This is a genomic window from Dactylosporangium sp. NPDC051485 (assembly GCF_040682015.1).
Classification (GTDB): Bacteria; Actinomycetota; Actinomycetes; order Mycobacteriales; family Micromonosporaceae; genus Dactylosporangium.
In genome coordinates this window covers 40553-59804 of sequence record NZ_JBFAZW010000075.1, presented here as the reverse complement: position 1 = coordinate 59804, position 19252 = coordinate 40553, and the positions used below count along the sequence as shown (strand labels likewise).

The 19252-nt window shown below is 72.9% G+C and carries 11 protein-coding genes; 4 read left to right on the top strand and 7 right to left on the bottom strand.

What is annotated here, in order from left to right:
• Positions 1 to 70: 70 nt before the first annotated feature.
• Together AB0M46_RS34540 and AB0M46_RS34535 are read right to left on the bottom strand one after the other, a co-directional pair.
• Positions 71 to 286 (bottom strand): hypothetical protein, encoded by a 216-nt coding sequence (locus AB0M46_RS34540; RefSeq protein ID WP_363343046.1) that lies wholly within the window; start codon positions 284 to 286, stop codon positions 71 to 73.
• Between the two features lie 24 nt (positions 287 to 310).
• Positions 311 to 1192, bottom strand: a complete 882-nt coding sequence (locus AB0M46_RS34535; RefSeq protein WP_363343044.1) for a hypothetical protein — start codon at positions 1190 to 1192, stop codon at positions 311 to 313.
• A 233-nt stretch (positions 1193 to 1425) separates the two neighbouring features.
• Between AB0M46_RS34535 and AB0M46_RS34530 the strand changes: the two genes are divergently transcribed.
• The 4 genes from AB0M46_RS34530 to AB0M46_RS34515 are packed head-to-tail and all read left to right on the top strand — an operon-like array spanning position 1426 to position 12551.
• Complete coding sequence (locus tag AB0M46_RS34530) at positions 1426 to 4818, top strand: hypothetical protein (protein WP_363343042.1); 3393 nt, start codon at positions 1426 to 1428, stop codon at positions 4816 to 4818.
• Complete coding sequence (locus tag AB0M46_RS34525; RefSeq protein ID WP_363343040.1) at positions 4710 to 9401, top strand: hypothetical protein; 4692 nt, start codon at positions 4710 to 4712, stop codon at positions 9399 to 9401. The genes AB0M46_RS34530 and AB0M46_RS34525 overlap by 109 nt, the downstream gene beginning before the upstream one ends.
• Entirely contained in the window at positions 9398 to 11788 is a 2391-nt protein-coding gene (locus tag AB0M46_RS34520; protein WP_363343038.1) for a right-handed parallel beta-helix repeat-containing protein, read from the top strand. Before AB0M46_RS34525 ends, AB0M46_RS34520 begins: the two co-directional genes overlap by 4 nt.
• Positions 11772 to 12551, top strand: coding sequence for an RICIN domain-containing protein (locus AB0M46_RS34515; protein WP_363343036.1), 780 nt, complete (start codon positions 11772 to 11774; stop codon positions 12549 to 12551). The genes AB0M46_RS34520 and AB0M46_RS34515 overlap by 17 nt, the downstream gene beginning before the upstream one ends.
• Positions 12552 to 12592: 41 nt before the next feature.
• On the opposite strand, the gene AB0M46_RS34510 is transcribed toward AB0M46_RS34515, so the two are convergent.
• The 5 genes from AB0M46_RS34510 to AB0M46_RS34490 form a co-directional block, all read right to left on the bottom strand.
• Complete coding sequence (locus AB0M46_RS34510) at positions 12593 to 13669, bottom strand: acyl-CoA desaturase (protein WP_363343034.1); 1077 nt, start codon at positions 13667 to 13669, stop codon at positions 12593 to 12595.
• Positions 13670 to 13685: 16 nt separating this feature from the next.
• On the bottom strand, positions 13686 to 14744 hold the full coding sequence (locus AB0M46_RS34505) for a ferredoxin reductase (protein ID WP_363343032.1): 1059 nt from the start codon (positions 14742 to 14744) through the stop codon (positions 13686 to 13688).
• 170 nt (positions 14745 to 14914) lie between these two features.
• On the bottom strand, positions 14915 to 17329 hold the full coding sequence (locus tag AB0M46_RS34500; RefSeq protein WP_363343030.1) for a LuxR C-terminal-related transcriptional regulator: 2415 nt from the start codon (positions 17327 to 17329) through the stop codon (positions 14915 to 14917).
• Between the two features lie 278 nt (positions 17330 to 17607).
• Complete coding sequence (locus tag AB0M46_RS34495) at positions 17608 to 18336, bottom strand: GAF and ANTAR domain-containing protein (RefSeq protein ID WP_363343028.1); 729 nt, start codon at positions 18334 to 18336, stop codon at positions 17608 to 17610.
• 51 nt (positions 18337 to 18387) lie between these two features.
• Entirely contained in the window at positions 18388 to 19029 is a 642-nt protein-coding gene (locus AB0M46_RS34490) for a GAF and ANTAR domain-containing protein (protein WP_363343026.1), read from the bottom strand.
• Positions 19030 to 19252: the final 223 nt, after the last annotated feature.

The window sequence follows — 19252 nt, the reverse complement described above, 5'->3', positions numbered from 1 at the left end:
ACCCGGGCGAACGATGCGCTGCTGCTCTGCAACTGCTCCAGCCAGATCAGGACGGTGTCCATCGGTCCGATCACCTGACGCAGGTACAGGGTGGCAGCGACGTGTTGAACTTCTCGTACGAGTCCTTCATCGCCGGGCTGGACTGCTGGAACACCATGCCGTCCTCGAGCAGGTTCGACACGTCGCTGCGCAGCCGGTCCAGCATCGGCAGGATGTCGCGGACCGCGTTGTCCAGGCGGTTCGACGTCGTCTCGATCTTGTCGTAGTCGAGGGAGATGTTGGCCATGGGGGCTGGGCTCCGTTTCCGTTGTTACATCGTCGGCGGGTAGAAGGTGGACTCGTCGTCCGCGGGGCTGGTCTTGCTGGTCTCGGTCCACTGCGCGTAGCGGTCCGGGCGCGAGTACTGCGTGACGGTGCCGTCGGGCTCGCTGACCGTCATCGTGCCGCCCCCGGTGGGGTTGAGGCTGATCACGGTGTGGGTGGTCTTGCTGTCCTGGTCGGTGGTGTCGGTTGTGGACGAGCCGTTGTCGCCGGTCGTGGTCACCGAGTGGGTCTTGCTGCCGTCGCTGAAGACGGTGTCCGTCGTGTAGTTCTTGCCGCCGTCGCTGTAGGAGGTCGTGGAGGTGTACTTCTGGTCGCCGTTGACGACCGTCGTCTCCTCCTTGATCACGTTGTTGTCCGCATCGAGCGTCAGGTGCGTGTGCACCGACCCGGTCGGCGTGTTGATGGTCAGGTCGGTCGGCGGCGGCCCGGGGTCGGTCGCCGAGCAGAAGTCCGGCATCTTGCCGTCGGCGCCGGGGACGCAGTCGGCGCGGTGGCCCTGCAGGTACTCCCAGGCCGCCTTCTTGTCCTTCCAGCGGTCCAGGTCGAGGGTGGAGCCCATCATGCCCATGCCGTCGGCGATCTGGGCGTCGACGTCGAAGTACCCGTCCGCCACGGCGCCGAAGATGTCGCCGAGCTCGCGCAGGTCGTCCTCGGCCTTGCTCATCGGGTGCTGCGCGCGCCGGTACAGGCTGCGAAAGCTCTCGGCGAGCCCCTCGTTGCCGAACACGGTGTCACTGTCGCCGTACTCGATGCTGCCGACCTGCGAGAACACGGTGTCCCCGAGGCGCGGCCCGATTCGGTCGGCAAGATCGTGGAGGTCCTTGCGGGCCTGGTGCAGCAGCCCGTAGTCGATCGCGAAGTCGGGCACGGCGCTCTCCTGACCGGCACCTCGCCGCGACCGTGTGCCGCCGGGGTCCCGCCACGACCACGTTCGAGCCCGCCCAGCGGTTCATCCGGCGTGCTGCGGGGCGCCCGGTCCGGGTCGATCAGCGCGAAGCCATATCGCGCCGGACTGGGCGAAGGGGTGAACCGGAGAGCGGGTTCGGACGTGGTCGTGGCGAGGCCGGGAGACCCCGGGGCACAGCGTGAGGAGGCGGGGCCGTGGCTCGCCCGACCGACTGGGACAAGGTCGGCCTCGGCAGCGACCCGACGCCGGGGGATCCCGGGCGGATCGACGAGGTCATCGCCTCCGTCCGGGCTCTGGGCAAGGTCGCCCGGGACGTCGACGACGGTCTCGCGGCCGTGCTGGAGACCGCCGGGCCCAACGCGTTCGTGGGCAAGACCGCCGAGGCGCTGCGGGAGAAGATCTCCGGTCGGCTGCGCGGGTTCGTGCAGAGCCTGGCCGAGGCGTTCGAGTGGACCGTCACGGCGCTGAGCGACTACAACACCACGCTGCGCGACCAGCAGTGGCGGGCCGACAACGCGCTGGCCCAGGCGCGCAACCTCGCCGAGGACGACCCGGCGCGGCAGGGGTTCACCGACACGGCGAAGCAGGCCGGCACCGCCGTGTCCCACGCGGCGAGCGCGGCCTCGAACAAGATCGTGGAGGCGTACGAGCACATCAAGCAGCCCGTGTCCGGCTGCCAGGAGTTCTGGGAGATCTTCAAGTGGCTCGCGATCGCGCTGATCCTGCCGGCGCTGGTGTTCGGCGGCCCGATCGCGCTCGTCGCGCTCGGCGTCAACATGGTGCTGTTCATCAAGACGGCGGTCGACTTCGCGCAGGGTAAGGCCTCGGCGCTGGAGTTCTTCCTCTCGGCGCTGGGCATCCTCGCGCCGACCACCCGGGCCGTGCCGATCTTCCAGCTCATCAAGGCCGGAGCCCAGCTCACCTGGAACGGGCTCAAGGCCGGCGCGTTCGCGGCGTTCAAGTTCTTCGGCAACACGTTCAAGGGCATCATCTCGCACCCGTTCGTGCTGTTCCCAGGGCTGCACGACATGGTCGCGCTCAGCGGCAGCTGGGTGAAGGGCGCCGGGCTGTGGGTGCGGGCCGGCATCAAGGACCTGCCCGCGTTCATGTCCGCGACCTTGAGCAAGGGCGGGCTGTTCATCGTCGGCGGCGTCAAGGGCATCGGCAACGTCGTGGCCGGCGTCCCCGGGTTCGTGGCGAAGTTCGGCAGTTCGACGTTCGCGTTCCTGCAGCGGGAGCTCGGCGGCAACCGCTGGCTGCGGCTGTTCCTGCCGGCCGAGGCCGACGAGCTGCACCTGGGCGTCTGGCAGGCCACGAAACTGGCCGTGTGGGACCGTGGCGTGCTCGGCAAGCACATCTTCGGCCTGCCCCGGCCGCACCCGGTCCTGCCCGAGCAGCACGTCGACACGCACCAGATCCGCCTGGCCGAGCTGCGCACCGGGGACCTCGCGGTGCCGCCGCGCCTGCAGACGCCGAGACTCGGCGGGCTCGACGGGCTCGGGCGCCTGTCGCTGACCCCGCCGAGCATGCACATCAACACCTCGTTCGGCGACTCGGTGCACCTCAGCGGCGACGCCGTGCGCAACCTCGACGCCCTGCTGCTGTCCCCGATGGACACCATGTCGAAGGTACGCCTGGAGGGCTGGGCCGACCGCGCCGCCAATCCGGTCCTGAGCAGCGTCGACCACATCACCGGCATCAGCTCGGCCGTGCACCTGCAGCCGCCGGCGGTGCCCCACCTGGCCGCCAACCCCGCGCTGAGCAGCACCGTCCACGCCCTGGACCTGCCCAACCTGCACGCCAACTCCCTCACCACCGGGGCGAACCGCCTGGACGTGCCCAGCCTGCACCTCAATGCGCCGGCCAACGGCGTGCACCACCTCGACGTGCCGCACCTGCAGGCGCCGCACCTGGACACGCCGTCGCTGGGTAGTGCCGGCGCGTTGCACGCCGCCACCCCGCCGGCCCCGGTGCACGCCCTGGACGGCCTGGGCTCGGCGGCCGTCACCCCGCCGGCGCTGCACCTGATGAACGGCTCCCCGGTCTCGGCCCTCAACGGCGCCGGCGCCCGCATCGCCGACCACACCAGCCTGGCCATCAACGCCCAGCACGTGTCCATGAACCTCGGCACCGACGTCGGCTCGATCGTCCGGCACGCCGACGCCCCGCCGGTCCACGTCGAGGCCCCCGCCGTCAACGCGCTCGCAACCCCGCCGGCGGTCGCGCACGTCGCCCCGCCGGCCACGCCCACCGTCTCCCACCTGGCCACCGGCGCCCCGCCGGCCCCGGTCGCGCACCTGGCCACCGGCACGCCACCGGCGCCGGTCGCGCACCTGGTCACCAGCGCCCCGCCGGCCCCGGTCACGCAGCTGGCCACCGGCGCGCCGCCGGCCCCGGTCGCGCACCTTGCCACGACGACCCCGACCCCCGTGACCCACCTGGTGTCGACGCCGGCGACGGCCGCCCACACCGTCGACGGCGCGGCCCACGTGGCCGCGGGACCACCGCCCGTCCACGTCGACCTGGCCGAGGTCGACGGCATCCCGGGGATCGGCACCGGTCACCTCGAGACCGTCGCCCACACCGCCGCGGCGAACCCGGCCCCGATCCGCGAAATGCCGCCGCCGGCCGCCCACACCGCGAACCCGGCCACCGTCCACCCCGGCAACACCAGCCCGGCCCACAGCGCCGGCGCGCCGAAGGTGGACGATCTCGTCGTGGCCGTACCGATGGCGGCCGCCCCGAAACTCGGCGAGCGCACGCCGCCCCCGCCGCCCGTCCACCCCGCCTACGACGCGGGCACGAACACCGTCCACGGCGCGGCGAACGGCGGCATCGACCCGGTCGGCGCCACCGCCGTCGCCGGGCTCGTGCAGAGCCAGCTGGGCGCGCGGGCGCTGCGGTCCGGGACCGGCCTCGACGACGCGGTCCACGGGGCCGGCAGCCCCGGCAAGCCGGTCTCCGTGCCCGCGGCCGGCCTCGAAGCGGCCTGGCGGCGCGACAGCGAGCGGATCGGCGAGCTGTTCGGCGGCCCCGGCGACCCGCTGCGCACGAAGAAGATCGAGACCTGGGCGGCGTACACCCGCGCCCGCAACGAGCTCGGGCGGGTCGAGCGGGCCTGGCAGGACCTGCTGGAGCGTCCCGGCGGCTCCTCCGGCGGCCCGAGCGCGGTGCAGGTGCGGGCCGAGCGCACGTACGCGGCCGCGCTGAGCCGCATCGACCGGATCGCCCGCGACCTGCAGTCGCTGGGGATCGACCCGGTGACGATGGACCTGCGCATCGCCGAGCTCACCGCGGAGTCGGTGAAGCTGCGCCCGCGGCTGCTCGGCGGCGGCCCGGTGCACTCCAGGCCGGTCGCGGAGCCGTACGACCCGCACGTGACGCTGCACAACGCCGACGGCTCCCCGTCGGACCTGCGGGTGGACATCCACTACGCCGGCGACGGCAGCGAGCGGCTGCGGGTCGTCGACGCCGGGACGTGCCGGTCCCGCGGTACACGGCCGCCGCGCACGGCGACGGCGGTTTCCAGATCACCGACCTGCAGCGGGGCGGGGAGTTCCGCCGGTACGACGGCGGCGGCCACCTGACGGAGGCCGGCCGCCCGCTGCAGGGGCTGGACGGGCGGGACCTCGGGCACCGGTTCGTGGTCGAGCGGGCCGGCGGCGGCGCGCACCACATCGAGATCACCGGCGGCGGCTACACCCAGGCCCCGTACGGCACCGGCTTCCAGGTCACCGACGGCGCCGGCGGCTTCCACCGCTTCGCCGGCGACGGCACCACGCTCGCCCACGGGACCCCGGTCGCGGGGCACCCGAGCTGGCACCTGGTCGAGCAGCGCGGCGCCCCGCCGGCGATGGAGGTCGACGCCGGCTTCCGGGTCGGCCCGCACGCGGGCGCGTTCCAGGTCGACGACGTCGCCAACCCAGGGCGCTTCGAGCGCTTCGACCTGCGGGGCAACCCGACACAGACGGGCCGTCCCGTGCTCGACCCGGCCGGGCAGGACCTCACCGGCCGGACGTGGGTCACGCACGCCGACGGCACCCCGCCGCACGTCGAGGTACACGACCCGCAGTTGCAGGTGGCCGCGCACCCGGCCGGGCATCAGATCACCGATACCCGGCCGGGTGGCGGGTTCGTGCGGGTGGACGGCACCGGGCAGGTCGTGCAGACCGGCCGGCCGCTGACCGACGCGGCTGGTGCGGTGCTGCCGGGCCGGTTCGTCGTCACCCACGCCGGTGGCGGGGCGGCCACCTTCGAGGCCGGGGCCGGGTTCGCCGTGCACGCCGAGGCGGGCGGCGGCGTGCGGATCACCGACAGTGCCACCGGGACGTTCCACCGGTTCGACGCGGGCGGCACCGCGACGGCGTACGGGCGCCCGCTGCCGGGGCACCCGAACTGGTACCACGTCGACAACCACGGCGGCCCGCCCAGCCTCGAGGTGCCCGCCGGCTTCCAGGTCGCGCCGCATGCGGGCGCGTTCCAGGTCGACGACGTCGCCAACGCGGGCCGCTTCGAGCGCTTCGACCTGCGGGGCAACCCCACCCAGAGCGGCCGCCCGGTCCGAGACCCGGCGGGCCTGGACCTGCCCGGCCACAGCTGGGTCACGCACGCCGACGGCACCCCGCCGCACATCGAGGTCAGCGACCCGCAGCTGCAGGTGGCCGCGCACCCGGCCGGGCACCAGATCACCGACACCCGGCCCGGCGGCGGGTTCGTGCGGGTCGACGGCACCGGGCAGGTCGTGCAGACCGGCCGGCCGCTCACCGACGCGGCTGGTGCGGTGCTGCCGGGCCGGTTCGTCGTCAGCCACACCGGTGGCGGGGCGGCCACCTTCGAGGCCGGGGCCGGGTTCGCCGTGCACGCCGAGGCGGGCGGCGGCGCGCGGATCGTGGACACCGCCGGGCGGGGCGCGTTCCACCGCTTCGACGGGGCCGGCAACCTCACCCACACCGGAGTCCGGGCCGACGACATCGGCGGCCACGTCGACCGGGTGTTCGTCCAGCCCGCCGGGGGCGGCTGGCACGCCGAGAACGCGGCCGGCGCCCAGCTGCCGCACCTGCGGGTGCAGCGGCTGCCGGGCGGCGACTTCCGCGTCACCGACACCGGCGGGCTGCGCAACGGGGAGTACCGCGTCCACAACGCCGACGGCACGCTGCGCGAGCAGTCGTTCAACGTGCTGCGCGACGGCGCGCCGACCACCCGCCAGTTCGTGGTCGACGCGCCGGGCCGGACCTGGCATCTGGCCGACGGTGGCACACCGGTGGCGAACCCGGGGCCGTTCCAGCGCGGTGCCGCGGACCTCGGCGGGGCGGCGAACGGCAGGGTACGGCTCAAGACGGCCACCGGCGCGGAGATGTTCGACCGCCGCGCCATCCCGGGCACGACCCAGACCCTGGACGTGTTCCGCAGCGTCGGCGGGGTGCGCGGCGGCGCCCAGCGGCCGCAGTGGGCGAAGTTCGACCACGCCGGCAACCTCGTCGACCACGGCGTGCGGCGCTTCGACAACTCCGCGGTGGCGTGGCGCGACGTGAGCCACATCGGCACCCCGTCGCACTCGATCCGCCAGACCATCAGCCCCGGCGAGGTCATCGCCGTGCGCGACCCGCTCGGCCGCTGGACGTGGACCCGGCTCGACGCGCACGGCAACACCCTCGGCGGCGGCACCCGCGCCCTCGACCGCGACGGCGGCTGGACCGACCGGCTCCTTCCGCGGCCGGGCCAGGCCGTTGGGGACGTCGCCCAGCGCCAGCACGGGCCGTGGCACGGGCCGGACAACGCCGGGATGTACCGGGAGTACGGCCTCACCGGCGGCGCCCGCACCGATACCTGGCAGACGCACTCCCCGCACGGCAAGGACGCGGGCAAGCTGGAGAACCTGCCGGCGCCGGGCAACGCGACGCTGGAGACGGCCCGCTGGTCCGAGCAGCGGCCGCCGCACTGGGCCCGCCGGTTCCTCGCCGGGGTGCCGAGCGGCGTGTTCCACGCCCACGGCAACCAGTTCCTGCGCACCGACACGAGGTTCCAGGTGTTCACGTGGACCCGGACCGGCGGCGCGCTGGGCAACGCCGACGGGTTCCGGTTCGTGTCGATGAGCGACGCCGTGTACGACGTCGGCCGCAACGGGCGGTTCGTGCGGTACATCGGCAAGCTCGAGCACGGCAACACGCTCAAGGTCGGCGACGACCTGGTGCCGCTGCCGGCCGGCGCGCACCTGACGCCGGGCCGGGTGCCCTGGACGGAGGGCGCCGGGAACCTCTCCGGCCACCGAGTGTTCTTCCCCCGCGGCAGCCGCGCGGACGGCCGGGTCTGGGAGGACCGCTTCGCCGCCCATCCGGCGCCGGGCGGCGACTGGTACACCTTCGGCGCCGGCGCCGGGCAGTTCCGCGTCGCCCGCGCCGGGTTCGAGGACGGCTCGATCCGCGAGTTCCAGCGCCCGCCGGCGATCCCCGCCCCGGGCGGTGCCCGGGGCGGCGGCAGCGCCGCGCGTTTCGACGCCTTCGAGGGCGCCGGCAACCCGTGGACGCAGCGCAACATCCACGGCATCATCGTGGGCCGCCGCGACGACTTCCCCACCAACGCCCCGGGCGGCGGGACGGTCCACGTCGAGGCGCACGGCCCGCAGTCGCGGGGCTGGAAGAGCGTGCTGGGCAAGGACGCCCGCTCCGACACCCGCCGGTGGACGTGGACGGACGGCACGAACAGCGGCAGCCGCGACTGGGGCCGCAACTTCAACGGCCCGCACACGACGTTCGACGACTCGTTCCGCGACCTGCAGACGATCAACGGCGCGAACGTGCTGGTCCGGGAGCGGCGGATGCTCGACGGCGGCGCGTACGTCGACGCGTGGCGGGTCGACAACGCCGCCGGCGGACACCACTGGGAGTGGCGCCGCGTCGACAAGTTCGGCAACGTCACCGCCCCCGGCGGCGCGACCCGGGAATGGTGGAACCCGCGCCTGCCCGGCGGCGGCAGCGGATGGCAGGGCGAGTGGTTCTCCGGCGCCACCCGGTTCCGCGACGTCACGCCCTCACCCGGCGGGCCGGTCCTCGTCCGCGACATCCCGCAGGCCAACATCGACGCGGGCCTGCGGCGGGTGCGCGAGTACGGCGCCGGCGGCGACCGCAGCGTGTGGAAGGAGTTCGACATGGGCGGCGTCGTGCGCGAGCGCACCTCGTTGCCCGGCGGCAACTTCCTGGAGAAGGACGCGTGGCGCGGCCAGTGGCGGCAGTACGACGGGGTCGGCAACGTGCTGGCCCGCCGCGACGACGCCGGCTGGGTGTACGTCCCCGGCGCCGGCCGCGGCCTGGACCTCGCCGGCCGGGAGCTGGACTACCGCGGCTGGGCCTCGCAGATCCGCGGCTGGAACCGGCGCATCCGGGAGGGCAACCGGATGGCGTGGGGCGGCGAGCTCCCGGGCGGCGCGTTCAGCGAGGCCAAGTACCGCTCCTACGCATCGCACCTGGCGCAGAAGGTGGCGCTGGAGTTCGCGCAGGAGTTCCTGCTGGAGTTCGCGGCGAACCTGGTGGTCAACGCGATCGTCGATGCCATCGCCGGCAAGCAGTTCAACGGCGACGACGTAACCAAGGCGCTCATGAACGCGGCGGTGGGCTCGGCGGTCAAGAGCGCGGTCGGCTCGGTGCTGCACGAGAACCGGCTCGGGCCGCTGCAGCGCACCGCCGACCTCAAGGCGGGCCTGGCCAACATCGACGGCGGCAAGGCCTGGTTCCGCAAGCCGCTCAACCACGACAAGCACTGGAGCAACGAGTGGGCCGGGAACGAGACGGCGACCCGCTGGCGGGGCGGCACCTATGACTTCGCGTTCAACGTCCCGGTCGCCGGGCTCACCGGCTTCGTCAACGGCGCCATGAACGCCTCGATCTTCGGCGTCACAAACGCCGACGGGCAGACGGTGTACCTGCACGGCGGTGCGGCCGCGATCGACGGCCTGATCGGCGCCGCGGCCGGCCTGACCGGCGCGGTCACCACGACGATCGGCAAGACGCTGTTCAACGCCGGCCTCGGCGGCCGGGCCTTCCACCGCCAGGGCCTGGCCGAGTTCGGCCTGCAGCTGCCGTGGAAGATCGCCGAGAAACTGGTGACCTCCCAGCTGTCCAAGGCGTTCCGGGTCAGCATCGACCCGTGGTACTTCCAAGCGGGAGGCGGCGCGTGACGGCACATCTCGTGGCGCCGGGCCGCCGGGGCGCGCACCAGGACCTGGCGGCGGGCGTGCGTGCCGCCGCGCCCGGCGACACGGTCCTCGTGGCCCCGGGCCGGTACACCGAGGCGCTGCGGCTGGAGCGGGCGGTGACGCTGCGGCCGGAGGCCGGGCCGGGCAGCGTCGAGCTCGCCCCGCCGGGCCCGGAGCCGGCGCTGACGGTCGTGGCGGCGGACTGTTCGGTCTTCGGCTTCACGATCGCCGGCGACGAGCCGTCCCGGGTCCTGGTATCCATTGTGGACAACGGCGGTCTGGTCCTGCAGGACTCGCGGGTCCGCGGCGGGAGGGTCGAGGCCAAGGGCTCGGCCGCGCTGATCCTCGCCGGCGGCGCGATCGAGGGCGCCAAGGGCGCCGCGCTGCACCTGCTCGGGCCGGCCCGGGCGGAGGCGAGCGACGTGCGCATCGGCGGCGGCGCCGGCATCGTGCTCGCCGGCGACGCGCAGTTCGCCGCCACCCGGCTGCGCCTGGACGCCACCGACGGCTCGGCGATCCGGGTGCGAGGCACGGCCCGGCTCAGCCTCACCGACTGCCGCATCGACCGGGCCGGGCGCAGCGGGCTGCTGCTGGAGGACGCCGCGACCGCCCTGGCCGAGCAGAGCAGCATCGTCGGCGCCGGTTCCGCGGCCGTGCAGGTCAACGGGGCGGCCCGGGTGCGGCTGACCGAGTGCCGGATCACCGGCCCGGGCGCCAGCGGGCTGGTCGTCGCCGACGACGCCGAGCTCGTCGCCGAGGACTGCACCGTGCGCGACGCCGGCGCCAACGCGCTGCTCGTCACCGGCACGGCCCGGGCCCTGCTGACCGGCTGCCACCTCGTCGGCTCCGCGTACGGGACGGTGCACGGCGCCGGGTCGGCCCGGCTGAGGCTGGAGCGCTGCCGGGTGCTGCGCGGCGCCGAGCACGGGGTGCACGCCGCCGACCGGGCCGACGTCGAGCTCACCGGCTGCGACCTGGCGGAGCTGGCCATGAGTGGCGTGCACACGTCCGGCTCGGCGCGCCTGACCGCGCGGGACTGCCGCGTCGACGGCGCCGACATCGGGCTGCAGCTGGCCTCGGCCGAGGCGGCGACGATCAGCAACTGCACCGTGGTCCGCCCGGCTCGGGTCGGCTTCGAGGTGACCGGGGCCGGGGCGGCCACCCTGGCCGAGGTCGCGGTCCGCGACGCGGGCGCGGCCGGGATCGTCGTGGACAGCCCGGCCGAGGTCCGCATCGACGGCGCGACCGTCGCCGGGGGCGGCGGCTCGGGCCTGGTCGTGTGGACGGGCGCCCGGCCGGTGGTGTCGGGGCTGCGGGTGCACGGCGTGGCCAAGAACGGCCTCTACGTCGCCGACGACGCCGGGGGCTCGTACGCCGACTGCCGCATCACCGAGCCCGGCTTCACCGCCGTGCACGTCGGCGAGCGCAGCACGGCGACGTTCGACGAGCGGCCCGGAGCCGACGGTGCGGTACCGCTGCCGAAAACGGCCGGCGTGAGCGGCTCCGGCGAGCAGCCGCCGGCCGACCCGGAGCCGGCCGACGAGAGCCTCGACGATCTGCTCGGCGAGCTCGGCGTCCTGGTCGGCCTGGAGCGCGTCAAGCGCGACGTGCACACGCTGGTCAAGCTCATGCAGACGGTCCGGCTGCGCCAGGAGGCCGGGCTGCCGGCGCCGCCGCTGAGCCGCCACCTGGTCTTCGCCGGCAACCCCGGCACCGGCAAGACCACCGTGGCGCGCCTCTACGGGCGGCTGCTCAAGGCGCTGGGCCTGCTGCGCCGCGGTCACCTCGTGGAGGTCGACCGGTCCGCGCTCGTCGGCGAGTACGTTGGGCACACCGGCCCGAAGACCGCCGCCGCCGTCACCCGGGCGCTCGGCGGCGTGCTGTTCATCGACGAGGCGTACTCGCTCGTGCCCCGCTTCGGCGACGACTTCGGCCACGAGTCGATCGCCACGCTGGTGAAGATGATGGAGGACCACCGCGACGACGTCGTGGTCATCGTCGCCGGGTACCCGGACGAGATGACCCGCTTCGTCGGCGCGAACCCCGGCCTCGCCTCGCGGTTCACCCGCACGCTGCAGTTCGACGACTACGACACCCAGCAGCTGGTGCGGATCGTCGAGCACCAGGCGGGGGAGCACCGCTACGAGCTGACCGAGGCCGCCGCGAAGGGCCTCGCCGGCTACTTCGACGCCCTGCCGCGCGGTGAGGGCTTCGGCAACGGCCGCCTCGCGCGCCAGGTGTTCCAGGAGCTGACCGAGCGGCAGGCGCAGCGCGTCGCCGAGCTCGACGGCGCCGGCCCCGACGACCTCGTCCTGCTGCTGCCCGAGGACCTGCCTTCCATGAGGAGCGACCGTGCCCCCGTCCGATGACTCGTTCGCCGCCGCGTACGCCCGCAAGCCCGCGACCGTGTCCCGCGGCCTGCTGCCGCAACGGCGGGTGCTGGTCGCCGCCGCGGCGCTGGTGACGCTGGGGGTGCTGGTGGTGGTACCGCTGCAGCTGTATCGCCACCACCCCGGCCACCCGGTGGCCGCCGAAGCCCCGGCGGCCTACCCCGCGGCGGTGGACGTCCCGCAGCTCCCCGCGAGCAGCGCCGCCGCGCCGGGGCCCGCTTCCTCCGCACCGGCCCAGCCGGCAGCGGAGACCACCCAGGCGCCGCCGAAGCCGGCGATGACCACCACCGCGGCCTCGGCGGCACCGAAGACCACCGCCGCCACGACCAAGGCCGCGGCACCTCCAGCGCCGCCGACGATCCCGGGCCGCGCGATCGCCGGCCTGCAGTCGGGCCTGTGCCTGAGCGCCAATGCCGGCAAAGACGGCGCGGCCCTGACCATCGCCCGCTGCGACGGCTCCGCGGTCCAGCACTGGGAGGCGCTGTCCGACGGCACGATCCGCTCGGTCGGGCTGTGCATGGACGCCGCGTGGGGGTCGACCGACAGCCTGACCCAGATCCAGGTGGCGCTGTGCAGCGGGAAACCGGCCCAGCAGTGGCGGCTGAGCACCAGCAACAACAACCTCGTCGGCGTGCAGTCGAACAAGTGCGCGGACGTGTACCAGCAGGCAACCGCCCCGGGCAGCGCCGTGAAGCTGTACCCGTGCAACGGTCAGAGCAACCAGAAGTGGTACTGGAAGTAGCCGTGCCGCTCCGTCCATGTACTACGGCCCGGTCCTGCGACCTACGCACCGTCTGACCCTCGGTTGGGCGGCAGGGCGAGGCGGAAGAGGGTTTTCCAGACGCTGGCGGTCTGGTGGGCGAGGGAGCCGGTGTTGTACCGCAGCCCGAATCGTTCGCAGAGGTCGCGGACCTTCGGGGCGATCTCGGCGTAGCGGTTGCTGGGCAGGTCGGGGAACAAGTGGTGTTCGATCTGGTGGCTGAGGTTGCCGGACAGGAGGTGAAGCAGCGGGCCGCCGTCGATGTTGGACGAGCCCAGCAGTTGCCGCACGTACCACTCGCCCCGCGTCTCGTCGTCGAGTTGGTCTTCGGTGAACACTTCGGAGCCTTCGGGGAAGTGGCCGCAGAAGATGATCGTGTGTGACCACACGTTGCGGGCCACGTTCGCGAGGAGGTTGCCGAGCAGGGCCGGGATGCATGACGGTCCGGCCAGCAGCGGGAACGCCACGTAGTCCTTGACGACCTGACGGCGGGCCTTGCGCAGCACCCCGCGCAGCTGGGTCAGTGCCTCACCCCAGCGTTTCTCGCCGCGCCAGGCACGGTCCAGCTCGACGTCGTAGATGGCGATGCCCCACTCGAAGACGACAGCCAGCGCGGCGTTGTAGAGCGGCTGGGCGAGATAGATCGGGTGCCAGGGCTGCTCGGGACTGACGCGCATCGCGCTGTAGCCGATGTCGCGGTCCTTGCCCAGCACGTTGGTGTAGGTGTGGTGCACAACGTTGTGCGAGTGTTTCCACATGGTGGCCGGCGAGGCGTGGTCCCATTCCCAGGTGGTGGAGTGGATGTCGGGGTCGCGCATCCAGTCCCACTGACCGTGCAGGACGTTGTGGCCGATCTCCATGTTCTCCAGGATCTTGGCGACGGCCAGTGCCGCGGTGCCGGCCAGCCACGCCGGTGGCAGGATCGAGACCGTCAGCAGGGTGCGGCCGCCCGCCTCCAAGCCCCGCTGGACAGCGATGACCCGGCGGATGTAGCGGGCGTCGTGGTCGCCGAGGCTGGCGGCCACCTCGTCACGGATTCGGTCGAGCTCGCGGCCGATCTCCTTGATGTCGACGTCGGTGAGATGTTCGGGCGTAGGCATATTGGTGGGTCTCCCCCTAGACATCGATCTCGACGGGACCGGCCGCCGCGGTGACGCAGGTCTGGATGAGTTCGCCCTCGTCGCTGTGCTCGCGGCCGGTGCGCAGGTCGCGGACCCGGCCGGAGCGCAGCCGTACCACGCAGCTGTGGCAGATGCCCATGCGGCACCCGCTGGGCATGAGCACACCGGCGTGCTCGCCGACGGCCAGCAGTGGTGTGCTGCCGTCCGCATGCGCCGTGCGTCCACTCGCGGCGAACCTGACACGGCCGCCGGCACCGCCGGACACCCGGCCGGTCCGGAAGCGCTCGACCCGCAGGCGGTCGCCGACGCCGGCCCGCCGCCAGTGCCGCTGCGCGTCGTCGAGCATCCCGGCCGGGCCGCACGCCCACGCATGGCGTTCATGCCAGTCGGGGCAGATGTCACGGACCTGCGCCATCGTGATCCGGCCGCCGGTGCGGGTGTGCCGTTCGTACAATCGCAGGCTCTTGCATCCTGCGGCGAGTGTCCGCAGGTCCGGGCCGAAGATGACCTCCTCGGAGGTCGGTGCGGACAGCACCAGCACTACGTCCGGCATGCGATCCAGGGCGGCCAGGCTGTGCAGCATCGCCGCCACCGGCGTGACCCCGCTACCCGCGGTCAGGAACAACAGCCGTTGGGGTGTCGGTTCGGGTAGCACGAAGTCACCCTCGGCCGGGGTGAGGCGCACGATCGTCCCGGGCGTCACGCGGCGCACCAGGTATGGCGACACCAGCCCGTCCGGGGTGGCCTTGACGGTGATCGTAAGGCGCCCGTCGGGGCGGTGCGGTGACGAGGACAGCGAGAAGGGGCGCCAGTGCCGGACACCGTCGATGTCGACCCCCACCCGCACGTACTGACCGGCGCGGTGATCCGTCCAGCCGACCCCTGGACGGATCACCAGGCTCGCCGCGGAGGCGGTCTCCGGCCGCACCTCCTCGACCCGGCCACGCAGTCCCCGCAGCGACCACAGCGGATTGACCAGCCCGAGATAGTCATCGGGCAACAGCGGCGTGGTCAGCCAGGACACCGCGTCCAGCACACGCCGACGAACGGTCATCCCATGGCTCCGCCAGTTGGCGGTGGCCAAGGTGTCAGATGACGTCAACGGCACACCCCCTCAACGGCGCGCGGTCTACCCATGTGCACGGGGCGCTAACCTCCGCAACGCGGCGCGACCGGCTACAGCGCTTCGCCCGGCCGGCGACCGCGGCCGCCAACGGGCGAGGGCTACGAGCGAAGCCGTCGCGACCGGGCCGGTGGAACGTCGCCGGTGGGGAGGATGCCGAGGGCAAGCGCGGCGTGTACGGCATCGCGCCGGGTGTGGACCGCCAGCTTGCGATAGATCGACGCGACGTGGGTCTTCACGGTGTTCGGGGAGAGGTACAGCTCGTCGGCGATTTCGCGAATGGTTCGGTGTCCGGCGAGGCATCGCACGACCGAGATCTCACCCGGGCTCAGCAGACCGCCGACCGGCGGGGTGAGCTGGTTGAGGGTGGGGGCGAGCATGTGGTGGTTGGCGTGGAAGGGGTGCTGGAGTTGTTCGGGGTCGGCGAGGGCGATGGCCTGGCGTACCAGGCGTGTGGTGCGCTGCGTGTCGCCGGTGGTGTTCGCCCGGTGCGCCATGAGCAGGCGGAGCTCGACCTGGTGGAACAGCGAGATGTGCGGATCGTCGATGAGGGGCTGCAGCAGCAGGTCGATGCGGGCCTGCGGTTGCCGGGCGAGCAGGAGCTTCGCGGTGGTGATCGTGGCGGTCGATGCGGGGATGGCGGCAACGTCGGCACGCCAGCGCCGGTGGGCGTCGTGGAGCCGGCCGGTGGCGATGAGGAGTTCGACCCGCAGCACTCGTGCGGCCCATCGCGGGACCAGCAACGCGTCGTCGCCGTCGGCGATCAGCTGTTCGACGGTGTCCAACGCACCAGCATCGTCGTGCTGTTGCTGGCAGAGCAGCGCGGACTGGAACTGTTGGGCGGCGACGAGCGCCGGTACCGACTGCCACAGTTGGACCGCGAGCGCGTCGAGGTGCTGTACGGCCGCGTCGGGTGTGCCACGTTGGACGGCCACTTCGGCAAGGACCAGCCGCGCCCAGCCGTCGTCGTGGGAACCCACGAGGCCGTTCGCGCGAACGTCCTCGCCGAGGGCGTCGGCATGCCGGACGGCGTCGCGCAGCCGGCCGGTCATACGGGCGATGACGGCGTGCAGGCGCAGCATGGTGTAGCGCTGCAACGGACTGCGGCCGGTCGCCGCCGCGCCGGAGATCAGCGCGGCCTGCGCCGCTTCGTGGTCCCCGCTGCGTAAGGCGCGCCAGATGGGTTGCGCCGAGGGCTGGATCAGATCAGCGGGCCCCGCTGTCTCCCACCGGACGGCGGCCGCCGAGGGCCGGACCGTGGACGGCGGGTCTGCAGTGTTGTTGCTGAGACCGCGGTGCACGGCGAATGCGTGGGCGAGTGGTGCATCGTTGGCGAGCGATGACCAGGGGCCCGGAGCCGCCGCGGTGACCGCCGCCTGTGGCGTAACGTCGCTGATCTGCACGCCGTGTTGCTGCACGATCCTGATGGCCGACGACCGGTCGGCCGCGGCCAGCGCGTGGCGCAGCCCTTCGGCGGGCTGGCCGTGTGTGGTGTACCAGTCGGCGGCGGTGGCATGCAGGTGACGCGCGTGCGCGGGGGCATCCTCGCTGAGGGCGGTGTAGAGGGCGGCCCGCCAGAGCCGGTGGTAGCGGTACCAGGCGGACGTGTCGTCGAGGCGGGTGGCGAACATACCGTCGCGGGCGAGATCGGCCAGGACGACGGCGGCGTCGGTCCGGCCGGTGAGCGTGGTGAACAGGTCCGGGCGGACGGATTCGACCACGCTGGCGTCGCGCAGGGCTTGGCGGAGGTCGGCCGGATACCGGCCCAACACATCGCGCATCACGTATTCCGACAGCCCCGCGCCGGTGCGCAGCAGCTGCTCCAGGACGCCCTCCGGCTGATGCGGTTGCCCGCTCAGCGCCGCGGTCGCGACCACGAGACCCGCAGCCCACCCATCGGTGATGGCATACAGGCGTCTGCTGACGGCCGCGGGCAGGTCAAGCCCTCGCTGAACGCAGAGGGTGGCCGTTTCGGCGGCGGTGAAGGCCAGGTCACGCCCACGGAGTGCGCCGACCCGGGGGTGTGCCAGAGGATGCGGGGAGCCGTCCGGTGGGGCGTACCTGCCCAGCAGCACGACGTGCAGGCGGTCCTCGCCGGCGGCAAGCTGCCGTACCTCGGCCAGGAAGCCGGTGCCGACGACCGTCTCGGTGCCGTCCAGCACCACGATCACCGAGCCGCCGGCGTGTTCAGGGATGCCCTCATGCAGCGCCTGGGCAAGTTCGGCCGTGTTGAGCGGCCACGACGGCCACCACGAAGGTGACCATAGTGGCGCCTGCCACCATCGGGCGGTGATGGACGCGGCGAGGTCCACAAACACCGAGCGGCGCCCCGCGCCGACCGCTTCGATCCAGTCCACGACGAGGTCGGTCTTGCCTGCGCCGGCCGGAGCGTAGACCGTTGTGATCGAGTTCCCGCCTGGCGCGGCCAACGCCGCGTGCAGCCGGGTCCGGCGCAGATGCCGTGACGCGTTCGCCGCGGTGGTCTGATCACCGGCGGCGGTCGCAGGTGAGGACACATAACCGACCATCATGACCCTCTGGGTGACGTCGAATCCGTGACTTACGGAATTCGCCACCAGGGTCCGAGGTGACATCCGACGATACCGTAACCCCGTCGGCCGTTCCAGCCCAGCCGGCGAAGCGGCCGCGCAGGCCCGGTCACCCAGGCTGGGTGACGGTGCGGCACGACCGCGACAGCTTCAGGCGTTGCAGTTCGCGCGGCTGTGACGTGCGCGGGGCCTGATGCGAAGACCGGCCGGCGGGCAGGCTTGTGTCGGGGTGCCGTCGCGGTGCGTCAGGTAGTGGTGAGGTCGGGAAGGCTGCCCAGGTCGGTGACCACGAGGCGGGCGACGTCGCTGAGCCGCCGGTTGGTCCGCCGGGCGTAGGCCCGGAGCAACTCGAACGCGGCATCGACGGAGACGTGGTGTGCCTGCGCGATGGCGCCCTTGGCCTGCTCGATGACGATCCGGCTGTTCAACGCCCCTTGGAGTTGTTCGGTGAGGATCTCGCCGCGGTGGATCGTCCGTTCCTGCAGCAGGCCGATCGCGGCGACGTCGGCCAGTGCCTGCACGATCTGTACGTCGGCGTCGTCGAGCGTGGTGCTGCCGGTGCCGAAGACGCCCATCGCGCCGATGACGTCGCTACGCAGCCGCAGCGGAAAGGCATGTACGGAGCGGAACCCGGCGGCCGTGGCGTAGGGCGCGAACCGCGGCCAGCGGGCCCGTGCGGAGCGCAGATCGGCGTTGACGACCGGTTCGGCGGCGCGGAACGCGTCCAGGCAGGGGCCGTCCTGCCACTGCAGCTGGAAGAGCTCCAGCAGCTTGGTCGTCTCGTCCGAGGCGGCCATGAACCGCAGCCGGTTCTGCTCATCGGCCAGCAGCAGACCCACGGTGGCGGTGTCGATGAGCCCGGCGGCGCGGTCGGCGAGCATCTGCAGGAACTCGATCAGGTCGAACTCGTCGACGAGGGTGTCGGCGACCTCGACGAAGATCCGCGCCAGGCGTTGCTCGGATACGGTGGTCATGACAGCTTCCCGGCCTTCCTGCGATCGTCGTCGCGGTGGTCCATGCGGTGGTCATGCGTGGTCGGTGTCGAACCGCAGGCGGCGGGCGACGATGTCCGAGGCCACCTCGCCCAACGGCCGGTTCATGGCGTAGGCGTAGGCCCGGATCCACACCAGGGCATCGCCGAGGGGGATGCCCAACTGGACCATGACCATGCCCTGGGCCTGGAACAGCTCGGCGCGGTGCTCGAACACCTCGTCGAACTCGCCGCCGCCGGCCCGTTCCTGACCGTCCAGCAGCGTCATCACCATCAGATCGGCGAACGTGAACGCATGACCCAGTTCCGCTCGGGACAACGAGCCGGGGCGGGTGCGGAACACGTCCAGGACCCCGAGGCGGGCCGCACCGATCTGCAACGGAAACGCGAACACTGCCCGGACCCCGGCGTCCCGGACCGCGGGCGTGTACATCGGCCATCGACTCGTTGCTCCATCTGCCAGATCGCTCACCAGAACCGGCCGGCCGGCCGCGAAGGCGTCGATGCAAGGGCCTTCGCCGAGGGTGAACTGCAGCTCCTCGATCCGCGCGGTGCGCGGGTCCGAGGCCGCGGCCATGCCGTGCACGCCGTCGCTGGCCATCACGCTCACCCCGGCTCCCGAGGCGGACAGCGCCTGCGCGACGTCGACGCAGACTCGCTCCAACAGCTCAACCACGCCGGCCGCTTTGCGCGACATCCCGGCGGCGCAGATGAGGCGTAGCGCTCGACGTACGAGCAATGATCGTGCCGATCGCGGCGGCCCAGGGCAACGGCTCACAACGTCGGGCTACCTGTCGGTAGCGTGTACGCATCCGCCGCGCCCTTCCGCAGACCGGCACTGCCGGCGCCAAGGCAGTCAGGCGCCGGGACCGGCGTCGTGTCGCTGACGCTACTCCCTG

Bases quoted from the DNA above. Each gene is read 5' to 3' on its own strand.
- AB0M46_RS34540 (WP_363343046.1), bottom strand. From the start codon at position 286: ATGGCCAACATCTCCCTCGACTACGACAAGATCGAGACGACGTCGAAC.
- AB0M46_RS34510 (WP_363343034.1), bottom strand. From the start codon at position 13,669: ATGCCTACGCCCGAACATCTCACCGACGTCGACATCAAGGAGATCGGC.
- AB0M46_RS34505 (WP_363343032.1), bottom strand. From the start codon at position 14,744: ATGACCGTTCGTCGGCGTGTGCTGGACGCGGTGTCCTGGCTGACCACG.
- AB0M46_RS34495 (WP_363343028.1), bottom strand. From the start codon at position 18,336: ATGACCACCGTATCCGAGCAACGCCTGGCGCGGATCTTCGTCGAGGTC.